The organism is Aeromonas sp. ASNIH8 (assembly GCF_002919855.1).
Classification (GTDB): Bacteria; Pseudomonadota; Gammaproteobacteria; order Enterobacterales; family Aeromonadaceae; genus Aeromonas; species Aeromonas caviae.
Genome location: NZ_PQLN01000097.1, coordinates 1 through 15,857 on the forward strand (window position 1 = coordinate 1; position 15,857 = coordinate 15,857).

The 15,857-nt window shown below is 64.4% G+C and carries 18 protein-coding genes and 1 pseudogene; 7 read left to right on the forward strand and 12 right to left on the reverse strand.

Annotated features, from left to right (window positions below; translation table 11 throughout):
• Positions 1 to 738: LysR family transcriptional regulator (locus C3418_RS19320; RefSeq protein ID WP_103859096.1), on the forward strand; the 738-nt coding region annotated here is incomplete at its 5' end.
• A 16-nt stretch (positions 739 to 754) separates the two neighbouring features.
• Here the strand turns inward: C3418_RS19320 and C3418_RS19325 are convergent.
• From C3418_RS19325 to C3418_RS19335, 3 genes are all read right to left on the reverse strand, one after another.
• A complete protein-coding gene (locus C3418_RS19325; RefSeq protein WP_039038603.1) occupies positions 755 to 1,222 on the reverse strand; it encodes a GyrI-like domain-containing protein in 468 nt (155 codons plus the stop codon).
• A gap of 20 nt (positions 1,223 to 1,242) precedes the next feature.
• Positions 1,243 to 1,398: a pleiotropic regulatory protein RsmS gene (gene rsmS, locus C3418_RS19330; RefSeq protein ID WP_010674200.1), complete on the reverse strand. Its 156-nt coding sequence runs from the start codon at positions 1,396 to 1,398 to the stop codon at positions 1,243 to 1,245.
• Between the two features lie 84 nt (positions 1,399 to 1,482).
• The gene (locus tag C3418_RS19335; RefSeq protein WP_010674201.1) at positions 1,483 to 1,950 is read right to left on the reverse strand and encodes an acyl-CoA thioesterase; all 468 of its coding nucleotides are present in this window, start codon (positions 1,948 to 1,950) and stop codon (positions 1,483 to 1,485) included.
• A 173-nt stretch (positions 1,951 to 2,123) separates the two neighbouring features.
• Here C3418_RS19335 and C3418_RS19340 point away from each other — a divergent pair, with 173 nt between their 5' ends.
• Together C3418_RS19340 and C3418_RS19345 are read left to right on the forward strand one after the other, a co-directional pair.
• Positions 2,124 to 2,774, forward strand: coding sequence for a tellurite resistance TerB family protein (locus C3418_RS19340; RefSeq protein ID WP_042015902.1), 651 nt, complete (start codon positions 2,124 to 2,126; stop codon positions 2,772 to 2,774).
• A 159-nt stretch (positions 2,775 to 2,933) separates the two neighbouring features.
• Positions 2,934 to 3,392: a GNAT family N-acetyltransferase gene (locus C3418_RS19345; RefSeq protein ID WP_010674203.1), complete on the forward strand. Its 459-nt coding sequence runs from the start codon at positions 2,934 to 2,936 to the stop codon at positions 3,390 to 3,392.
• A gap of 26 nt (positions 3,393 to 3,418) precedes the next feature.
• Here the strand turns inward: C3418_RS19345 and C3418_RS19350 are convergent, their stop codons facing one another.
• A complete protein-coding gene (locus tag C3418_RS19350) occupies positions 3,419 to 4,867 on the reverse strand; it encodes a PLP-dependent aminotransferase family protein (RefSeq protein ID WP_103859097.1) in 1,449 nt (482 codons plus the stop codon).
• A gap of 120 nt (positions 4,868 to 4,987) precedes the next feature.
• Between C3418_RS19350 and C3418_RS19355 the strand changes: the two genes are divergently transcribed.
• From C3418_RS19355 to C3418_RS19365, 3 genes are read left to right on the forward strand one after another with little or no spacing between them, the layout of a single operon-like run.
• Positions 4,988 to 6,559 carry a cytochrome ubiquinol oxidase subunit I gene (locus C3418_RS19355; protein ID WP_103859098.1) on the forward strand — a complete coding sequence of 524 codons (1,572 nt, stop codon included), beginning with the start codon at positions 4,988 to 4,990 and terminating at the stop codon, positions 6,557 to 6,559.
• Positions 6,559 to 7,686, forward strand: coding sequence for a cytochrome d ubiquinol oxidase subunit II (gene cydB / locus C3418_RS19360; protein WP_103859099.1), 1,128 nt, complete (start codon positions 6,559 to 6,561; stop codon positions 7,684 to 7,686). Before C3418_RS19355 ends, cydB begins: the two co-directional genes overlap by 1 nt.
• Before the next feature lie 28 nt (positions 7,687 to 7,714).
• Positions 7,715 to 7,828 (forward strand): CydX/CbdX family cytochrome bd oxidase small subunit, encoded by a 114-nt coding sequence (locus C3418_RS19365; protein ID WP_010674207.1) that lies wholly within the window; start codon positions 7,715 to 7,717, stop codon positions 7,826 to 7,828.
• Positions 7,829 to 7,891: 63 nt separating this feature from the next.
• Here the strand turns inward: C3418_RS19365 and C3418_RS19370 are convergent, their stop codons facing one another.
• From C3418_RS19370 to C3418_RS19390, 5 genes are all read right to left on the reverse strand, one after another.
• Positions 7,892 to 9,061, reverse strand: a complete 1,170-nt coding sequence (locus C3418_RS19370; RefSeq protein WP_010674208.1) for an MFS transporter — start codon at positions 9,059 to 9,061, stop codon at positions 7,892 to 7,894.
• A gap of 435 nt (positions 9,062 to 9,496) precedes the next feature.
• Complete coding sequence (dkgB, locus tag C3418_RS19375; protein ID WP_103859100.1) at positions 9,497 to 10,300, reverse strand: 2,5-didehydrogluconate reductase DkgB; 804 nt, start codon at positions 10,298 to 10,300, stop codon at positions 9,497 to 9,499.
• Between the two features lie 67 nt (positions 10,301 to 10,367).
• Positions 10,368 to 10,658, reverse strand: a complete 291-nt coding sequence (locus tag C3418_RS19380; RefSeq protein ID WP_103859101.1) for a putative quinol monooxygenase — start codon at positions 10,656 to 10,658, stop codon at positions 10,368 to 10,370.
• Positions 10,659 to 10,811: 153 nt separating this feature from the next.
• Positions 10,812 to 11,177, reverse strand: a complete 366-nt coding sequence (locus tag C3418_RS19385; RefSeq protein ID WP_103859102.1) for a VOC family protein — start codon at positions 11,175 to 11,177, stop codon at positions 10,812 to 10,814.
• 19 nt (positions 11,178 to 11,196) lie between these two features.
• Positions 11,197 to 11,583 (reverse strand): DUF6404 family protein, encoded by a 387-nt coding sequence (locus tag C3418_RS19390; RefSeq protein WP_103859103.1) that lies wholly within the window; start codon positions 11,581 to 11,583, stop codon positions 11,197 to 11,199.
• A 168-nt stretch (positions 11,584 to 11,751) separates the two neighbouring features.
• Here C3418_RS19390 and C3418_RS19395 point away from each other — a divergent pair, with 168 nt between their 5' ends.
• On the forward strand, positions 11,752 to 12,654 hold the full coding sequence (locus C3418_RS19395) for a LysR family transcriptional regulator (RefSeq protein WP_103859104.1): 903 nt from the start codon (positions 11,752 to 11,754) through the stop codon (positions 12,652 to 12,654).
• 177 nt (positions 12,655 to 12,831) lie between these two features.
• On the opposite strand, the gene glpK is transcribed toward C3418_RS19395, so the two are convergent.
• From glpK to C3418_RS19410, 3 genes and pseudogenes are all read right to left on the reverse strand, one after another.
• The gene (glpK, locus tag C3418_RS19400; RefSeq protein ID WP_010674229.1) at positions 12,832 to 14,334 is read right to left on the reverse strand and encodes a glycerol kinase GlpK; all 1,503 of its coding nucleotides are present in this window, start codon (positions 14,332 to 14,334) and stop codon (positions 12,832 to 12,834) included.
• 54 nt (positions 14,335 to 14,388) lie between these two features.
• Positions 14,389 to 15,237 carry an MIP/aquaporin family protein gene (locus tag C3418_RS19405; RefSeq protein ID WP_042880435.1) on the reverse strand — a complete coding sequence of 283 codons (849 nt, stop codon included), beginning with the start codon at positions 15,235 to 15,237 and terminating at the stop codon, positions 14,389 to 14,391.
• Between the two features lie 546 nt (positions 15,238 to 15,783).
• Positions 15,784 to 15,857 (reverse strand): annotated as a pseudogene (locus tag C3418_RS19410) (IS200/IS605 family transposase); the annotation flags it as partial.

Consider the following 15,857-nt stretch of genomic DNA (forward strand, 5'->3'; position numbering starts at 1 on the left):
CAGATGCGCCGCCTGGAGCAACAGCTGGGTTGCACCCTGCTCGACCGATCCGGCCGCCAGGTGGTGACCACGGCCCAGGGGGAGACCCTGCTCGGGCTGGCGCGCCGCATCCTGGGGCTGCTGGCCCGGGCGGGGGAGCGGGTGAGCGAGGCGAGCCACCCCCTGCGCCTCGGGGTGCCGGAGGATTTTGCCGCGGGGGCCATGACCCCGGTGCTGGCCGCCTTCGCCCGCACGCACCCTCAGGTGCGGCTGGAGGTACAAAGCGATCTCAGCCATGCCCTGTGGCAGGCATTCGAAGGGGGAGAGCTGGATCTGGCCCTCATCAAGCAGGGGCGCGGCCAAGGGGAGCCCATCGCCCGCTGGCGCGAGCCCCTGGCCTGGGTTGACAGCCGGGAGTGGCCCGCCGCCGGGCGCGACCCCCTGCCTCTGGTGGTGTTTCCAAGTGAGGGGCTCTACCGGCGCCAGATGACCGACGCCCTGGATGCCGAGGGGATCCCCTGGCGCATCGCCTACGTGAGCGGCAGTCTCGCCAGCCTGCAAGGGGCGGTGAGCGCGGGGATCGGGGTCAGCCTGCTGCCGGCGCGCCTGCTGCAACCGGATCAGGTGGTGCTGGCCCACTGGCCTGCGGTGCGCTCGGTGGAGCTGGCCCTGCACCAGGGACCGGGCACGAGCGAGCCCCTCGCCCGGCTGGGGGAGGCGCTGATCGCGCTCTGTGACGAGGTGATGGGGCCGAGGTAGCCCGGGCGGCCAGGGGTCAGGCCAGGGCCTGTTTTGGTACCACGGCGAGCCAGATTTCCACTTCGCCGCTGCCGGTGGCGGCGTCAAAGCGGGCGCCGTAGCGCTCGAAATCCGGCTGCTGGGCAGATTGATAGTCCGATTGCGCGAGCCACGCCAGGGCCTGGCGCCAGGTGTGCGGCAGGGTCGCGACATGCCCCTGATGCAAGAAGATGGCGTAGGTCTGGGGGGCGATGCGCATGCGGCCAAGCCCGGGAGGCAGCACCTCCAGGGCGGCGACCTCCACCCCGCAGAGGTATTCGCAGTGGGTGTCGGTGGCGGCGCAGATGACGCCATAGGCGTGCTCCCCGAGCTGCCCCGGCAGGGGAAGCAGGGCGCTGAGGTCGCGCCACTGGCCGGCGAAGTCCCCCTGCTCGAAGGGGTGGTGACGGCGCAGCCCCCCGAGGAGCATGGCGCGGCCTTGTTCGATGCGAATGGGGGCTGACATGGTGCCTCCTGCGGGGGCGCTCAGGCCTCCCGACCTTCCTCGAGCTTGCGCTCATAATCCCGGCGAACGATGGCGAGTGCCGCCAGGGCCAGCGCGGGGGCGATGTGGTTAGTTTCCAGCAGTTCAATCAGATCCACCGCGAGCTGGACCTCGGGGGGGGCATTTTCCAGGGACATCTTGGGTTCTCAAGGGCAAGGGTGGTCGCCATTATAGCGCCCGGCGGCACGAAGACACGCCCCGGCAGCCCGGGGCGGGACGGGTCACATGTGCTGGCGCATCTCCTTGTCCAGCTCCTCGCGCAGGGCCATCAGCTTTTTGGCGTACTGCTGCAACTGCAGATCGCTCTCGCTCACTGGCTGCCACTGGGGCACCGGGGTGGGTTTGCCATGCTCGTCCATGGCCACGAAGATGATGATGCAGTGGGTGGTCTTGCGCCGCTCCGGGTCGGTGGGGTGGCGACTGTAGACATCCACCGCCAGGTGCATGCTGGTGGTGCCGGTGTGGATCACCTTGGCGTGCACCTCCACCAGCTGGCCTATCTGGATGGGGCGCAAGAAGCGGATGCCCCCCACATAGACGGTGACGGCATAGCCGCCACACCAGCCGGCGGCGCAGGCGTAGCCGGCCTGGTCAATCCACTTCATCACCATGCCGCCATGGACTTTGCCGCCAAAGTTGACGTCGGCGGGTTCGGCGAGAAATTGCAGGGTCAGTTCACGGGCGCTCATGGTACTTCCTTATGTCGAGGCAAGGGGGGACTCCTTGGCTGTCCCCCGGGGACAATAGCAGTGGGCGGGGCTGGCACTGATCCAACCAGCACCTCCTCTTGTCTGCGCCGTCATTCACCTTGAGTTCAGCGCAGGCGGCCCAGCATGACTCATCACGCGAGGGAGGAGGCCCCATGAAACAGATGCTGGAGCAATTGATGGGAGCTGGCAAGGGCTGGCTCAACGACGGTGGTGACACGCGCAAGGCCCAGATGAAGGGCATGGCGCAGGGGGGATTGGCCGCAGGGGCCATGGCGCTGCTGCTTGGCAACAAGAAGATGCGCAAATATGGCACCAAGGTGGCGGCGGTGGGGGGGGCGGCAGCCCTCGGGGGGCTGGCCTACAAGCTCTATCAGGACTGGCAGACCCAGCAGTCCACCCCGGCCCAGCCGACCCAGCCTCTGGACACCCTGGAGGGCAAGGCCCTGGATGCCCGCGCCAACCTGCTGGTGCGCGCCATGGTGGCGGCGGCCCGGGCCGACGGCCACATCGATGCCGCCGAGCGCCAGAAGATCCAGGAGTACCTGACCGAACAGGGGGAGCGGGATGCGGCCCGCTGGATTGACGCCGAGCTCTCCCGCCCCCTCGACCCCCATGTCCTGGCGCGAGAAGTGACGGACATGGAGCTGGCGACCGAGGTCTACCTCGCCTCCCTGCTCACCATCGAGGTGGATCACTTCATGGAGCGCGGTTATCTGGACGAGCTGGCGCGTGCCTTGAAGCTGGATGACAACCTCAAGGGGAGCATAGAGCGCCAGGTGGCCCAGCTGGGGGCGCCGGGCTGAGCCCGCATTGCCATCAGGATTGTCCACAAGGCCCCGTCATGGGGCCTTGTCGTTGCCGGGGGCTGTTGATTGCCGTGACGAGCCGATAAGATGCGGGTTCCAAAGGGTGACCGCCGAGCCTCTTTCCTCGCTGGCGACCCTCACTGCAAGGAGCATCAGGTGGACATTCGCAAGGCAACTGAACAGGATATCGACGCCATTCTGGCCCTGAACCGGCAGATAGGTCAGCTCCACTTCGAGCAGGTGCCCGAGGTGTTCTGCCCCCCGTCCCCGGAGGACAGGGCCTTCTTGCTCGGCGCCATTGCCGACGAGGCGCGTCTTTTCTGCGTGGCGGTGGTGGCGGGAGAGGTGGCGGGCTTTCTCACCGCCCGCATCGACCTCAACGAGAGCGTCCCCTTTCTCAGCAAGCTGCCCGTCTGCCGCATCACGACCGTGGTGGTGGATGAGGGGCTCCGCTCCCGGGGCATCGGCCGGGCGCTGATCGCCCACGGGGACCAGTGGGGCAAGGCACGGGGTGCAAGCCAGTTGCGCCTGGAGGTGATGGCTTTCAACGAGCGGGCCAGGGCCCTCTACGAGCGACTGGGTTTCAAGGCCCAGTCACAGACCATGGCCAGATAAGGCGCATTCGCTTGCAAAAGGGCCCGTTACGGGCCCTTGTCGTGTGAGGCGTCAGGGGGGCTCTGCCAGGTTTCCCGTTGCCGGGCGATGAGGTCCGCAAGCCGGTTGAGCGCCGCGTCCAGTTGCGGGCTCCAGGGATGGGAGCTGTTGAGGCGCAGGCAGTGGTTGTGCTGGCCCTGGCTGGAGAAGAGGGCCCCGGGGGCGATGGAGACGCCCTGCGCGATGGCGCTGGCATAGAGCGCCCGGCCATCGAGGCGGGCGTCAAATTCGAGCCAGAGAAAGTAGCCTCCGTCCGGGGAGGAGATGCGCGCCTCGGGGAAGAGGCGCATCAGGGCCGCCCGCATCTGCTGCTGGCGCTGAGCCAGGGTGTGGCGCAGGCGGCGAAAGTGGGCGTCCACCCCGCCCTGGCGCAGCATGTCGGCCAGCGCCAGCTGACTGGGCACATTGGTCGAGAGCGTCGACATCAGTTGCAGCCGCTGGATGCGCTCGGCGTGGCGCTTCGCCACCACCCAGCCGACCCGAAAGCCCGGCGCCAGACACTTGGTCCAGGAGCCGCACAGCAGGCTCTCTCCCCGCGCATCCCAATGGGTGATGGGCCTTGGCCGCTCGCGCCCGACATAGAGCTCCGCATAGACGTCATCCTCCACCAGGGGGACCTGATGGCGGTTGAGCAGCCCCATCAGCGCCTGCTTGTGCTCATCCGGCATGGTGTGGCCGAGGGGGTGCTGGACATTGCCCATCAGCCAGCACGCCTTGACGGGGCGCTGTGCGAGGGCCTCCTCCAGCAGGGCGAGATCGATGCCCACCCCGGGGATCACCGGGATCTCCACCACCTTGAGCTTGAGCCGCTCGATGGCCTGCAGGGCGCCGTAGAAGGTGGGGGACTCCACCACCACCCAGTCGCCGGGCTCGGTCAGCACCTGAAGACTGAGGGAGAGCGCCTCCATGGCCCCCGTGGTGATGATGATCTGCTGGGGATCCACCGCCATCCCCTCGCCGGCGTAGCGCCGGGCGATGGCGCGGCGCAGTGCCTCGTTGCCGGGGGGCAGATCTGCCACCGTGCTGAAGGGATCGAGGCGGCGCATGCAACTGCCGAGGGCCCGACCGAGTTGGGGGTGGGGGAAGAGGGTCGGGTCCGCCACCGCCATGCCAAGGGGCACCAGCTCCCGTGACTTGCTCGCCTGCAGCACCTCGAACACCAGATCGTTGATGTCCACCGAGCCGCTGTAGCGGGCCTGCTGGGGCTGACTCTCCCGCCGGGCCGTGCTCGCGGCCTTGACGTAGTAGCCGGACTGGGGCCGCGCCAGGATGAGGCCCCGGCTTTCGAGCAACTGATAGGCCTGGAGCACCGTCATGGGGCTGAGGCCGTGGGTCTTGCAGCTCTGGCGGATGGAGGGGATGCGCTCCCCCGGCTGCCAGAGGCCGCTCGTGATCTGCTGTTGCAGCTGGTCTGCCAACTGGCCGTAGCGGGACATGGTGGGCCCAAACTGTTATAGGTGTTTTTCACTATAACTGCATCTGTTATAGGTGTCATGGACCATGGTGTACTTGGCGGGCGAAAACCTGTCCGTTAAATGCAACATAGAGAGTCATGCATGATAAGCCTGGATGATGTGGTCAGCCTCTCCCGAATACAGTTCGGGGCGACGGCGATGTTCCACTTTCTGTTTGTGCCCCTCACCCTGGGGCTGTCCTGGATCCTGGTGATCGCCGAGTCGGCCTACGTGATGACCGGCAAGGTGATCTACAAGGACATCACCCGCTTCTGGGGCAAGCTGTTTGGCATCAACTTCGTGATGGGGGTGACCACCGGGATCACCCTGGAGTTCCAGTTCGGGACCAACTGGGCCTATTACTCCCACTATGTCGGCGATATCTTCGGCACGCCGCTGGCGGTGGAGGGGCTGATGGCCTTCTTCCTCGAGTCCACATTGGTGGGCCTTTTCTTCTTCGGCTGGGACAAGCTCTCCCGCGGTCAGCACCTGCTGGTGACCATGCTGGTGGCGCTCGGTTCCAACCTCTCCGCCCTCTGGATCCTCATCGCCAACGGCTGGATGCAAAACCCGGTCGGCGCCGAGTTCAACCCCATGACCATGCGCATGGAGCTGGTGGATGTGGCCGCGGTCATCTTCAACCCGGTGGCCCAGGTCAAGTTCGTCCACACGGTGGCGGCAGGCTATGTGGCGGCCTCCCTGTTCGTGATGGGGGTGAGCAGCTGGTATCTGCTGCGCGGCATGGAGGTGCGCTTCGCCCTGCGATCCTTTGCCATCGCCTCGGGCTTTGGGCTGGCGGCCATCCTCTCTGTCATCGTGCTCGGGGACGAGTCGGGTTATCGCTCGGGGGAGGTGCAGAAGGTCAAGCTCGCCGCCATCGAGGCGGAGTGGGAGACGGAGCCCGCCCCGGCTTCTTTCACCCTGTTCGGCCTGCCGGATCAGCGTGCCGAGACCACCCACGCGGCCATCAAGATCCCCTATCTGATGGGCATCATCGCCACCCGCTCCCTGGATGAACAGGTAACGGGCCTCAAAGATCTGAAAGCGCAGCACGAGGCGCGCATTCGCAGCGGCATGTTGGCCCACGAGGCGCTCGAAGCGATGCGGGCAGATAGCAGCAACCAGGCGGCCCGCGCCACCTTCGAGCGCCACCGCGGCGATCTGGGCTACGGCCTCTTGCTCACCCCCTATGCCAAGGAGATTGGCAAGGCGGACGAGGGGGCCATCGCCAAGGCGGTGGAGGACTCCATCCCCCAGGTGGCGCCGCTGTTCTGGAGCTTTCGCCTGATGGTGGGCATCGGCGTGGCGCTGCTGGCGCTGTTTGCCGCCGCCTTCCTGCAGCTGTGCCGGGGCAGGCTGGTGCAATCCCCACGGCTGCTCAGGGCCCTGCTCTGGTCTATTCCGCTGCCCTGGATTGCCATCGAGGCGGGCTGGTTCGTGGCGGAGTTCGGTCGCCAGCCCTGGACCATCAGCGACGTGCTGCCGGTGTCGGCCTCCGTCTCCCTGCTGCAACCGGGGCAGCTCTGGTTCAGCCTCATCGCCATCTTCCTCATCTACAGCAGCCTGCTGGTGGTGGAGTTGTTCTTGTTGCGTCATGTGATCCGCAAAGGGCCTGCCAGCCTGCAGACGGGTCGTTATCAAGGTGAAGTGTTGCAAAACGGGAGTCCTGCCTGATGGATTACGAAACCCTAAAAGTGATCTGGTGGGGGCTGGTGCTCTTCCTGCTGGTCGGCTTCGTGGTGATGGATGGCTTCGATCTCGGGGTCGGCATGCTGCTGCCCGTGGTCGGCAAGACGGATGACGAGCGGCGGGTGCTGCTCAACAGCGTGGGGCCGGTGTGGGAGGGCAACCAGGTGTGGCTCATCGCCGGTGCCGGCACCCTGTTTGCCGCCTGGCCCCTGGTCTATGCCGCCGCCTTCTCGGCGCTTTACGTGCCCTTCATGTTCCTGCTGTTCGGCCTCTTTTTGCGCCCGGTGGGCTTTGACTATCGCAGCAAGCTGCCGGACCCGGTCTGGCGCCGCTGGTGGGACCGCGCCCTGGTGGTGGGTGGTCTGCTGCCGACCCTGGTGTTTGGTGCCACCCTAGGCCTGGTGCTGCAAGGGCTGCCGTTTCGCTTCGATGCGGCCCTTCGCATCCACTATGGCGCCTTTGCGTTCCACTGGCCGCTGCTGTTGACCGCCATGGGGGCGGCGCTGGCGCTGCTCTTGCTGCACGGTGCCAGCTTCCTGCAGTGCAAGACCCAGGGGGCCATAGCGGCGCGCAGCGCCCGCCTCGCCCTCTGGCTCGGCCCCCTGGCGAGCGCCCTCTTTGCCCTTGGCGGCGTCTGGCTTGGGGAGATGGCGGGGTATCGCATCACGGCCATCGGCGATCTCAACGGCGCCCTCACTCCGCTGATGAAAGAGGTGGTGGCGGTGCCGGCGGGTTGGCTTGGCAACTTTGTCGCCCATCCGGTGCTCTGGGCCGTGCCTGTGCTCGGGCTCCTGCTGCCCCTGGTGTGCGCGCTGGCAAGCCGCTTCGGCAAGTCCGGGCTGGCTCTCGTTGCCAGCGGCGGTGCCTGCGCCGCCATGATGCTGACCGTGGCCATCGCGCTCTTCCCCTTCGTGCTGCCCTCGTCCCTGGATCCGGCCAGCAGCCTGACCCTGTGGGACAGCACCTCCAGCGAGCGCACCCTGCTTATCATGCTGGGGATCGTCGGAGTACTGATGCCGGTCAACATCGGCTACACCCTCTGGGTCTACCGGGTGGTGCGCGGCAGGGTCAGCGCCGAGCAGGTGCGCCAGCACGGCCACAGCCTCTACTAATCCGCTTCAACACAAGGATCAACGCGATATGTGGTATTTCACCTGGTTGCTGGGGCTGGGGTTCGCCTTGCTCTGCGGGCTGGTCAACCTGCTCTGGCTGGAGGCGCGCTGGGCTGCCGATGAGGATCTCAAGGAGCCCTGAGCCTCGCATCTTGCCCATGAAAAAAGGCCGACACAGGATGTCGGCCTTTTGCTTGCCCGGGGGTCAGGCAAGGGCGGCGCGGCGCTCGCCCGCTTCGCTGACATGGGTGAGGCCGTAGGCCAGCAGCACGATGAGGGCGCCAATCCAGGGGGTGTGCATCAGGCCGAGGTGCTCCACCACGAAACCGCCGACCACGGAGCCCAGCGCAATGCCGACGTTGAAGGCGGCGATGTTGAGGCCGGAGGCCACATCCACGGCATTGGGGGTGTGGCGCTCGGCCTGTTTCACCACCAGTACCTGCAGACCCGGCACGTTGCCAAAGGCGAAGGCGCCCCACACCAGCACGGTCAGTACCGCCAGCACCGGGTGCGGCGCGGTGAAGGTGAGCACCAGCAGCACCACGGCGAGCCCGGCGAACAGCAGCTTCAGCGCAGGCAATGGGCCCATCCGGTCGGCGAGCTTGCCGCCCCAGATATTGCCGACGGCGACCGATACCCCATACACCAGCAGAATGAGGCTCACCGCGCCGGCGCTAAAGCCGCTCACCTGTTGCAGGATGGGGGCGAGGAAGGTAAACGCCGTGAAGGCACCGCCGTAACCGAGCGCCGTCTTGGCGTAGACCAGCAGCAAGGGCTTCCTGGTGAGCACCGAGAGCTGCTCGCGAACGCTGGAGGCGGCCCCCTTCGGCAGGTTCCCCGGTACCAGCAGCAGGCTGCCCACCATGGCGACGAGGCCGAGCAGGCTCACCACCAGGAAGGTTTCGCGCCAGCCGAAGACCTGACCAATCCAGGTGCCAAGCGGGACGCCGGTCACCAGGGCGACCGTGAGGCCGCTGAACATGATGGCGATGGCGCTGGCCGCCTTCTCTTTGGCCACGAGACCGGTGGCGATGGTGCTGCCTACCGAGAAGAAGACCCCGTGGGCCAGCCCGGTGAGGATGCGGGCCACAATCAGGCTCTCGTACCCGGGGGCCTGCCAGGCCAGCAGATTGCCGACGGTGAAGAGGGCCATCAGCCCCACCAGCAGCCACTTGCGCGGCAGCTTGCCGGTGAGTGCCGTGAGCACGGGGGCGCCGATGGCCACCCCAAGGGCATAGAGGCTGACCAGGAGGCCTGCCGAGGGGAGCGAGACATTGAGCTGTTCGGCGATGGTGGGGATGAGCCCCACGATCACGAATTCGGTGGTGCCTATAGCAAAGGCACTTAAGGTGAGGGCAAATAACGCCAGTGGCATAACAACTCCTTGGATTGGGACTCCCGACGGGAGAATGGCGTCAGTATGCCGAGGGTGTTTGTTGGTAAAAATGACGGCAACGTCAAATTACTTTTGCCAAATCAGCAGCAATGGTGCCGTGAAATGGGGTATTGGGAGTGGTCGAGGCAACTGCGGCAAGAGCGGCCGTAGCGTGCGAGGTGGGTGCAGAGACAACGCGCACGGCGGCAACCCGTGCAGAGCGAGCCGGGACAGAGAGAAAAGAGGAAAGAGAAATGAGGTAAGAGGTAAAGGATTGAGGGAAGGTGTTGGAGGAGGACTCGGGCGGCGGTGACGCGCGGTATTGGGGACAAAAAAAGCGGGAGGCATTGTGCCTCCCGCTGGTGCTGAAGAATGTCATTGAGCCTTATTTGCTCCCTTCTCCCCTGGCGGGAGAAGGGCTGGGGATGAGGGGGATCAATCCCAATTCGGCGCAAAGTCCGGGTTGGCGCAGCGCTCACCCCGATCCAGGGTGGCGATGGCGGCCATCTCATCGCGACTGAGTTGCACCTTCAGCGCAGCCAGGTTGGCGGCCAGATTCTCCCGTTTGGTAGAGCTCGGGATCACCGTCATGCCCTGGGCCAGCAGCCAGGCCAGCGACACCTGGGCTGCCGAGACGCCGTGGCGCTTGCCGATCTCCATCAAGAGCGGCTCGGTGAGCACCTTGCCATAGGCGAGCGGCATATAGGCGGTGATGGCGATACCGTGCTCTTGGCAGAATTCGACCACCTTGCGGTTTTGCAGCAGGGGGTGGATCTCCACCTGCTGGTGGGCGATGGCGCCCGGCCCCAAAATCTCGATGGCCTGTTTAAGTTGGGCCACGGTGAAGTTGGAGACCCCGATCTCCCGGGTCAGGCCCCGGGCTTTGGCCTCGGCGAGCTGCTCCAGATAGACCGCCATCGGCACCTCATCCTGGGGGGAGGGCCAGTGAATGAGCGCCAGATCCAGATAGTCGGTGCCGAGTTTTTCCAGGCTCACTTCCAGGCTCGGGATCACCTTGCCCGGACCGAACTCGCTGGTCCACACCTTGGTGGTCAGGTAAATATCCTGGCGGGGCACGCCACTCTCGCTCATCAACTGGCCGACTTCGGCCTCGTTGTCATAGATCTGGGCGGTATCGATATGACGGTAGCCAAGTTCCAGCCCCTGGAGCAGGGAGTCGCGAAGGGGCTGATCTTTCAGGCGGAAGGTTCCAAGACCCAGGTTGGGCATCTTCATCATCAAATTCCTCAAGTTATTGTTTCTACGCTCAAATGATGGGCTTTGCCTGCGCCGAGGGCGGAGGCAGTCAGGCGCGCCGGTAGCGGCTCACGACCCGGTTGGCAAACCAGGGGGAGGCGAGGCTGGCAAAGGCGATGTAGTGGGGCTGCTGCTGGTGGGCGAGCAGGGCGGCTTCACTCTCCCACTCCTCGTACAGCATCCAGCTATGGGGGCTCTCCAGGCTCTGGTGCAACTGGTAGCGAAGGCACCCCGGCTCTTGCAGGGTAGCGGCGATCAGCGGCTTGAGGGCAGCGCGAAACTGGGCGGCGAATTCGGGTTTGGCGTCAAGCTGGGCAATCACAATCAGGGGGGATGGCATCTGAACCTCCTCGTTAAGACGGGAGTCAGTATGCCCGCCCCAGACTGGGGGATACAGGGCAGCAGTCGCAAAACACTATTGAGGTGAGTGCAGCAATGTGGCCTCCCCATGGCTGGTCGTGGTGCAGGTGGGCCAGGGGAGGGCGGAGTATTATCAGGCGCTGGCCGGTTCGGACCAGACCGCAAATTCATTGCCGCTGGGCTCGACAAAGTGGAAACGGCGGCCACCGGGAAAATCGAACAGGGGGCGCACTATGGTGCCCCCTGCGCCGCCTACCTTGCTCTGAGTCGCCTCAATATCGGCGCTGTAGAACACCAGGAGCGCCCCGCCCTGAGCACTCTGGCTGCACAGATCGGCGCGGTAGAAGCCGCCATCCAGCCCTTCTCCCTCGAAGGCGCAATAATCGGGGCCGTAGTCGGCAAACTGCCAGCCAAAGGCGGCGGTGAAGAAGGCTTGGGTGGCGGCAAGATCCCTGGCCGCAAACTCCACATAGTTCAGTTTTTCATGGGCCTTGGTCATGGGCTCTCCTTGTCGGTGATTATTTCGGTTGCCAGCGTTTTTGCGTGGGGCTCGTGGAGTGGGGCAAGGCGTCCCAGGGGGTCAGCTTGAGCTGCTTGCGCCGAAACCAGAACCAGGTCCCCATCAGCAGACCGAGCCCGATGCCAAACAGCAGGCTCTGGCGCAGGGCAAACCCCGGGCTCACCTCATCCTGCCAGCCGAGGCACCACATCAACACCCCCCAGATAGCGCCGATGGGGAGTCCCAGGGCAAGAACGTTGATCATAAAGCGTTCGTAGTGGGGCGGCCTGATGGTGAACCCCGCCTTTCGCAGCAGCCAGATGATCGGCGGGTTGTAGTTGAGCGTTTGCACGCCCTTCTCGGCCAGCTCCCGATGGGCGGCGGCCAGCCTGTTGTCGAATGTCATGGATCGTCCCTGTCATAGTGTGGCGCCATACGGTGCCGGTTGGCGGCATTGTACTGGCAAGGGCGCAGATAAAACAGGTGGTGCGTCACGATACGAAGCGACGCCTGTCTTGCCAACTCCCGGCCATTGCACCTATAAAGACCCATTACTCTTGCCAGGATGACAACAATGAAGACCCATTCCGATGAATTGACCCTGTTTGTGGCGGTGGTGGAGGCGGGCAGCTTTCGCCAGGCGGCGGAGAATCTCGGCATGGACAACTCCGTGGTGAGCCGCGGCATCAAGCGCCTCGAAGAGAAGCTCGCCACCGTGCTCCTCAACCGCACCACCCGCCGGGTCAGCCTGACCGAGGAGGGGAGCTGGTTCTATCAGCGGGCGGTGAAGATCCTGACCGAGATGAGCGAGGCGGAAGGGTTGCTGCTGATGCGCCGGGAGCAGCCGGAGGGCATATTGCGGGTGGACGCCGCCACCCCCTTCATCCTGCATAGATTGGTGCCCATCATCGGCGAGTTTCGCCGCCGCTACCCCGCCATCGAGCTGCAACTGCACAGCTCCGAGGGCTTCATCAACCTGATGGAGCGGCGGGTGGACATGGCCATTCGCATCGGCGAGCTGACGGACTCCTCCCTGCGGGCCCTGCCGCTGGGCCGCTCCAGGCTGCGGCTGCTGGCCTCTCCCGCCTATCTGGCGGCACGCGGTACCCCGCGCCAGCCGGCTGACTTGCTGGCTGGCCACGAGCTGCTCGGTTTTTTGCACCCCGATCACCTCAATCATTGGCCCCTATTGAGCGAGGAGCAGGGGGACAGGTTCGCCATCACCCCGACCCTGCGGGCCAGCAGCGGGGAAACCTTGCGTCAGCTGGCGCTGGCGGGGCAGGGGATCGTCTGCCTGTCGGACTTCATGACAGGGGATGACAGGGCGAGCGGGGCGCTGGTGGAGGTGCTGGCCCGCAGCAACAGCGGCGCTTCGCGCCCCATCCATGCGGTCTTCTACTCCGATGCCCAGCGGGACATCCGGCTGCGGGTCTGGCTCGATTTCCTGAAAGAGCAGCTCGGCAACCACGCGCTCTAGGCGTGTTCCGACAGGGCCAATCCCCTCCCGCCCTTCCCCTCCACGAGAGGGAGGGGCCATCTTTTCCCACTCCTCAAGGGGAGGGGGCCGAGGGGCTTGCGAGCGCCAATATAAAGAGGCCGACATCGCTGTCGGCCTCTTTGCTTTTTTCATCTCAAGGATGCGTCGGTTACCCCATCACTCCTCTTCGGCCCAGCGGCGTGAGCGTTCCACCGCCTTCTTCCAGCCGCTGTAGCGCTTGGCGCGATCGTCGCGGTCCATCTGCGGAATGAACTCGCGGTCCACGCTGAACTTGTCTTCCAGCTCTTCGGAGCTCTTCCAGAAGCCCACGGCGAGGCCGGCCAGGAAGGCGGCGCCCATGGCGGTGGTCTCGATGCGGGTCGGACGCACCACAGGGGTGTGCATCATGTCAGCCTGGAACTGCATCAGGAAGTCGTTGGCCACGGCGCCGCCGTCCACCTTGAGGGCCGCCAGCTTGATGCCGGAGTCCTGCTGCATGGCATCCAGTACGTCGCGGCTCTGGTAGGCGATGGATTCCAGCGCAGCGCGGATGATGTGGTTGCGGTTGGCGCCACGGGTCAGGCCGACCATGGTGCCGCGAGCATACGGATCCCAGTAGGGGGCGCCCAGGCCCACGAAGGCCGGCACCAGGTAGACGCCGTTGGTGTCGCCTACCTTGCTCGCGAAGTAGTCGGTATCGCGGGCATCGTGGATGATCTTGAGCTCATCGCGCAGCCACTGGATGGTGGCGCCACCCATAAATACCGCACCCTCGAGGGCATAATTCACTTCCCCTTTCGGGCCGATGGCGACTGTGGTCAGCAGGCCGTTGCTGGAGCGAACCGGCTCGGTGCCGGTGTTCATCAGCATGAAGCAGCCGGTACCGTAGGTGTTCTTGGCCATCCCTTTTTCGAAGCAGAGCTGGCCGAACAGGGCGGACTGCTGGTCACCGGCGATACCGGCGATGGGGATGCGGGCGCCGCCGCCACGGGTGGTGTAGCCATAGACCTCGGAGGAGGGTTTGACTTGCGGCAGCATGGAGGCGGGGATGCCCAGCTCGTCCAGCATGCGCTCATCCCACTTCAGGTCGCGGATGTTGTAGAGCATGGTGCGCGAGGCGTTGGTCGGGTCGGTGACGTGCACCTCGCCGTTGGTCATCTTCCACACCAGCCAGGTGTCGATGGTGCCGAACAGCAGCTCGCCGTTCATTGCCTTCTCCCGGGCCCCTTCCACGTTGTCCAGGATCCACTTCACCTTGGTACCGGAGAAGTAGGCATCCAGCACCAGGCCGGTGTTTTCGCGAACGTACTCTTCAAGGCCCCGGGCCTTGAGTTCTTCACAGATGGCCGCGGTGCGGCGGCACTGCCAGACGATGGCGTTGTAGATGGGCTTGCCGGTGGCCTTTTCCCAGACGACGGTGGTTTCACGCTGGTTGGTGATGCCGATGGCGGCGATCTGCTCGCTGTGCAGGCCGCTCTTGGCCAGCACTTCGGTGAAGACGGAGGACTGGGTCGCCCAGATCTCCATGGGGTCGTGCTCGACCCAGCCCGCTTTCGGGTAGTGCTGGGTGAATTCGCGCTGGGAGGTCGCGACGATGTTGGCGTCCTGATCGAAGACAATGGCACGGGAAGAGGTGGTGCCCTGGTCCAGCGCAACGACAAATTTCTTTTCAGCAGACATGATGTTCTCCACGTTTTTATTTTCCACGTTGTTACACGTTGGGGAGGGCCGCTCTCAGGCGGCGGCCTCTTCTTTGTTAGACAGCTTGGAGGCTTCTTCGGTGGCGACGCGGTTGCCCGGGACGCAGGGAGCCAGCACTTTCACATACAGGGCGGTACCGATCTGGGCGCCGACGATGGGGCCAAGGATGGGGACCCAGAAGTAGGGGTTGTCACGACCACCGGTCAGGGCCACGTCACCCCAGCCAGCCACGAAGGCGAACAGTTTGGGGCCGAAATCACGGGCCGGGTTCATGGCAAAGCCGGTCAAGGGGCCGAGGGAGGCGCCGATCACCGCGATCAGGATGCCGATGAGCAGGGCGGCGGCGAAGCCTTTGGGGGCGCCGTTGTTGTTGTCACCCAGTGCCATGATGCCCAGCATCAGGACGGCGGTGATCACCATCTCGACCGCGAAAGCCTGCATGTTGGAGAGCAGGGCATTGGGGTAGGTGGAGAAGATGCCTGCGGTGCCGAGGCTCTCGACGCTGCCGCGCACCACGTTGTGGGTCAGCTCCCACTGGGTGAACAGGTTGCTGTAGAGGGCGTAGACCAGGGCGGCGGAGGCGAATGCCCCGGCTATCTGGGCGATGATGAAGGGCACCACCTTGCGCTTGTCAAAGCCGCAGAAGGTCATCAGTGCCAGGGTCACGGCAGGGTTGAGGTGGGCACCGGAGATGCCACCGGTGACATAGATGGCGATGGCGACACCCAGGCCCCAGGTAATGGAGATTTCCCATTGCCCGAAGTTGGCGCCAGCCAGCACCAGGGCGGCCACGCAGCCGACGCCGAAGAAGATCAGCAGGCCGGTGCCGATAAACTCGGCGAGGCACTCGCCAAGCAGGGTATTGGGTCTTTGTATGCTCATAGTTGTTATTCCTTATATCCACCCACAGTAGGTTTGATGTTCCGTTTTGTTATCTTTCATTCCCATTCATTGCGCCCGAAAACGTTTCTTCTTGTTTTTTGAGCTTGCGCAAACGTTATGCTCGTTTGCGCTCGTTCTTGGACGAGAGAGAAAATAAACCTTCTGCGTCAATTCACCATCCCCCCGCCACCGGAAATGTGGGCAAGATCCCATTCATTGCTAAGAAAATGTGACGAAAAGCAACAGTTGTCGGCCATATTACTCCTTAGTGAGTAGCCAAAAGCCACGCCATGCGTGGGCTGACCCTGGATGCGCGTTCACTCACAGCGCCACAATTTTTGTAATAAAACTGCAATAATTTAGCGCTCATCACAGATTAAATGTTCACAAATGAGCACAATAAGCTCGCTTGCGAATCAAGACGCGTCTGATCGCCGGCATGAGCGGGGCGTCCTCAACCGCCCAGAACAACAATAAAAGGAAGCAGAACATGCTTAGCAACTGCCCCGTAAACCCTCGCCCAATCGGGCGGGGATATAAGGGGAGCTAATCTGGTGTGTTCTGCGAGGCCACATACGCCTTGAGCGTTTCGATAGTGGCCCCGCCAGCACTGCAAGCAA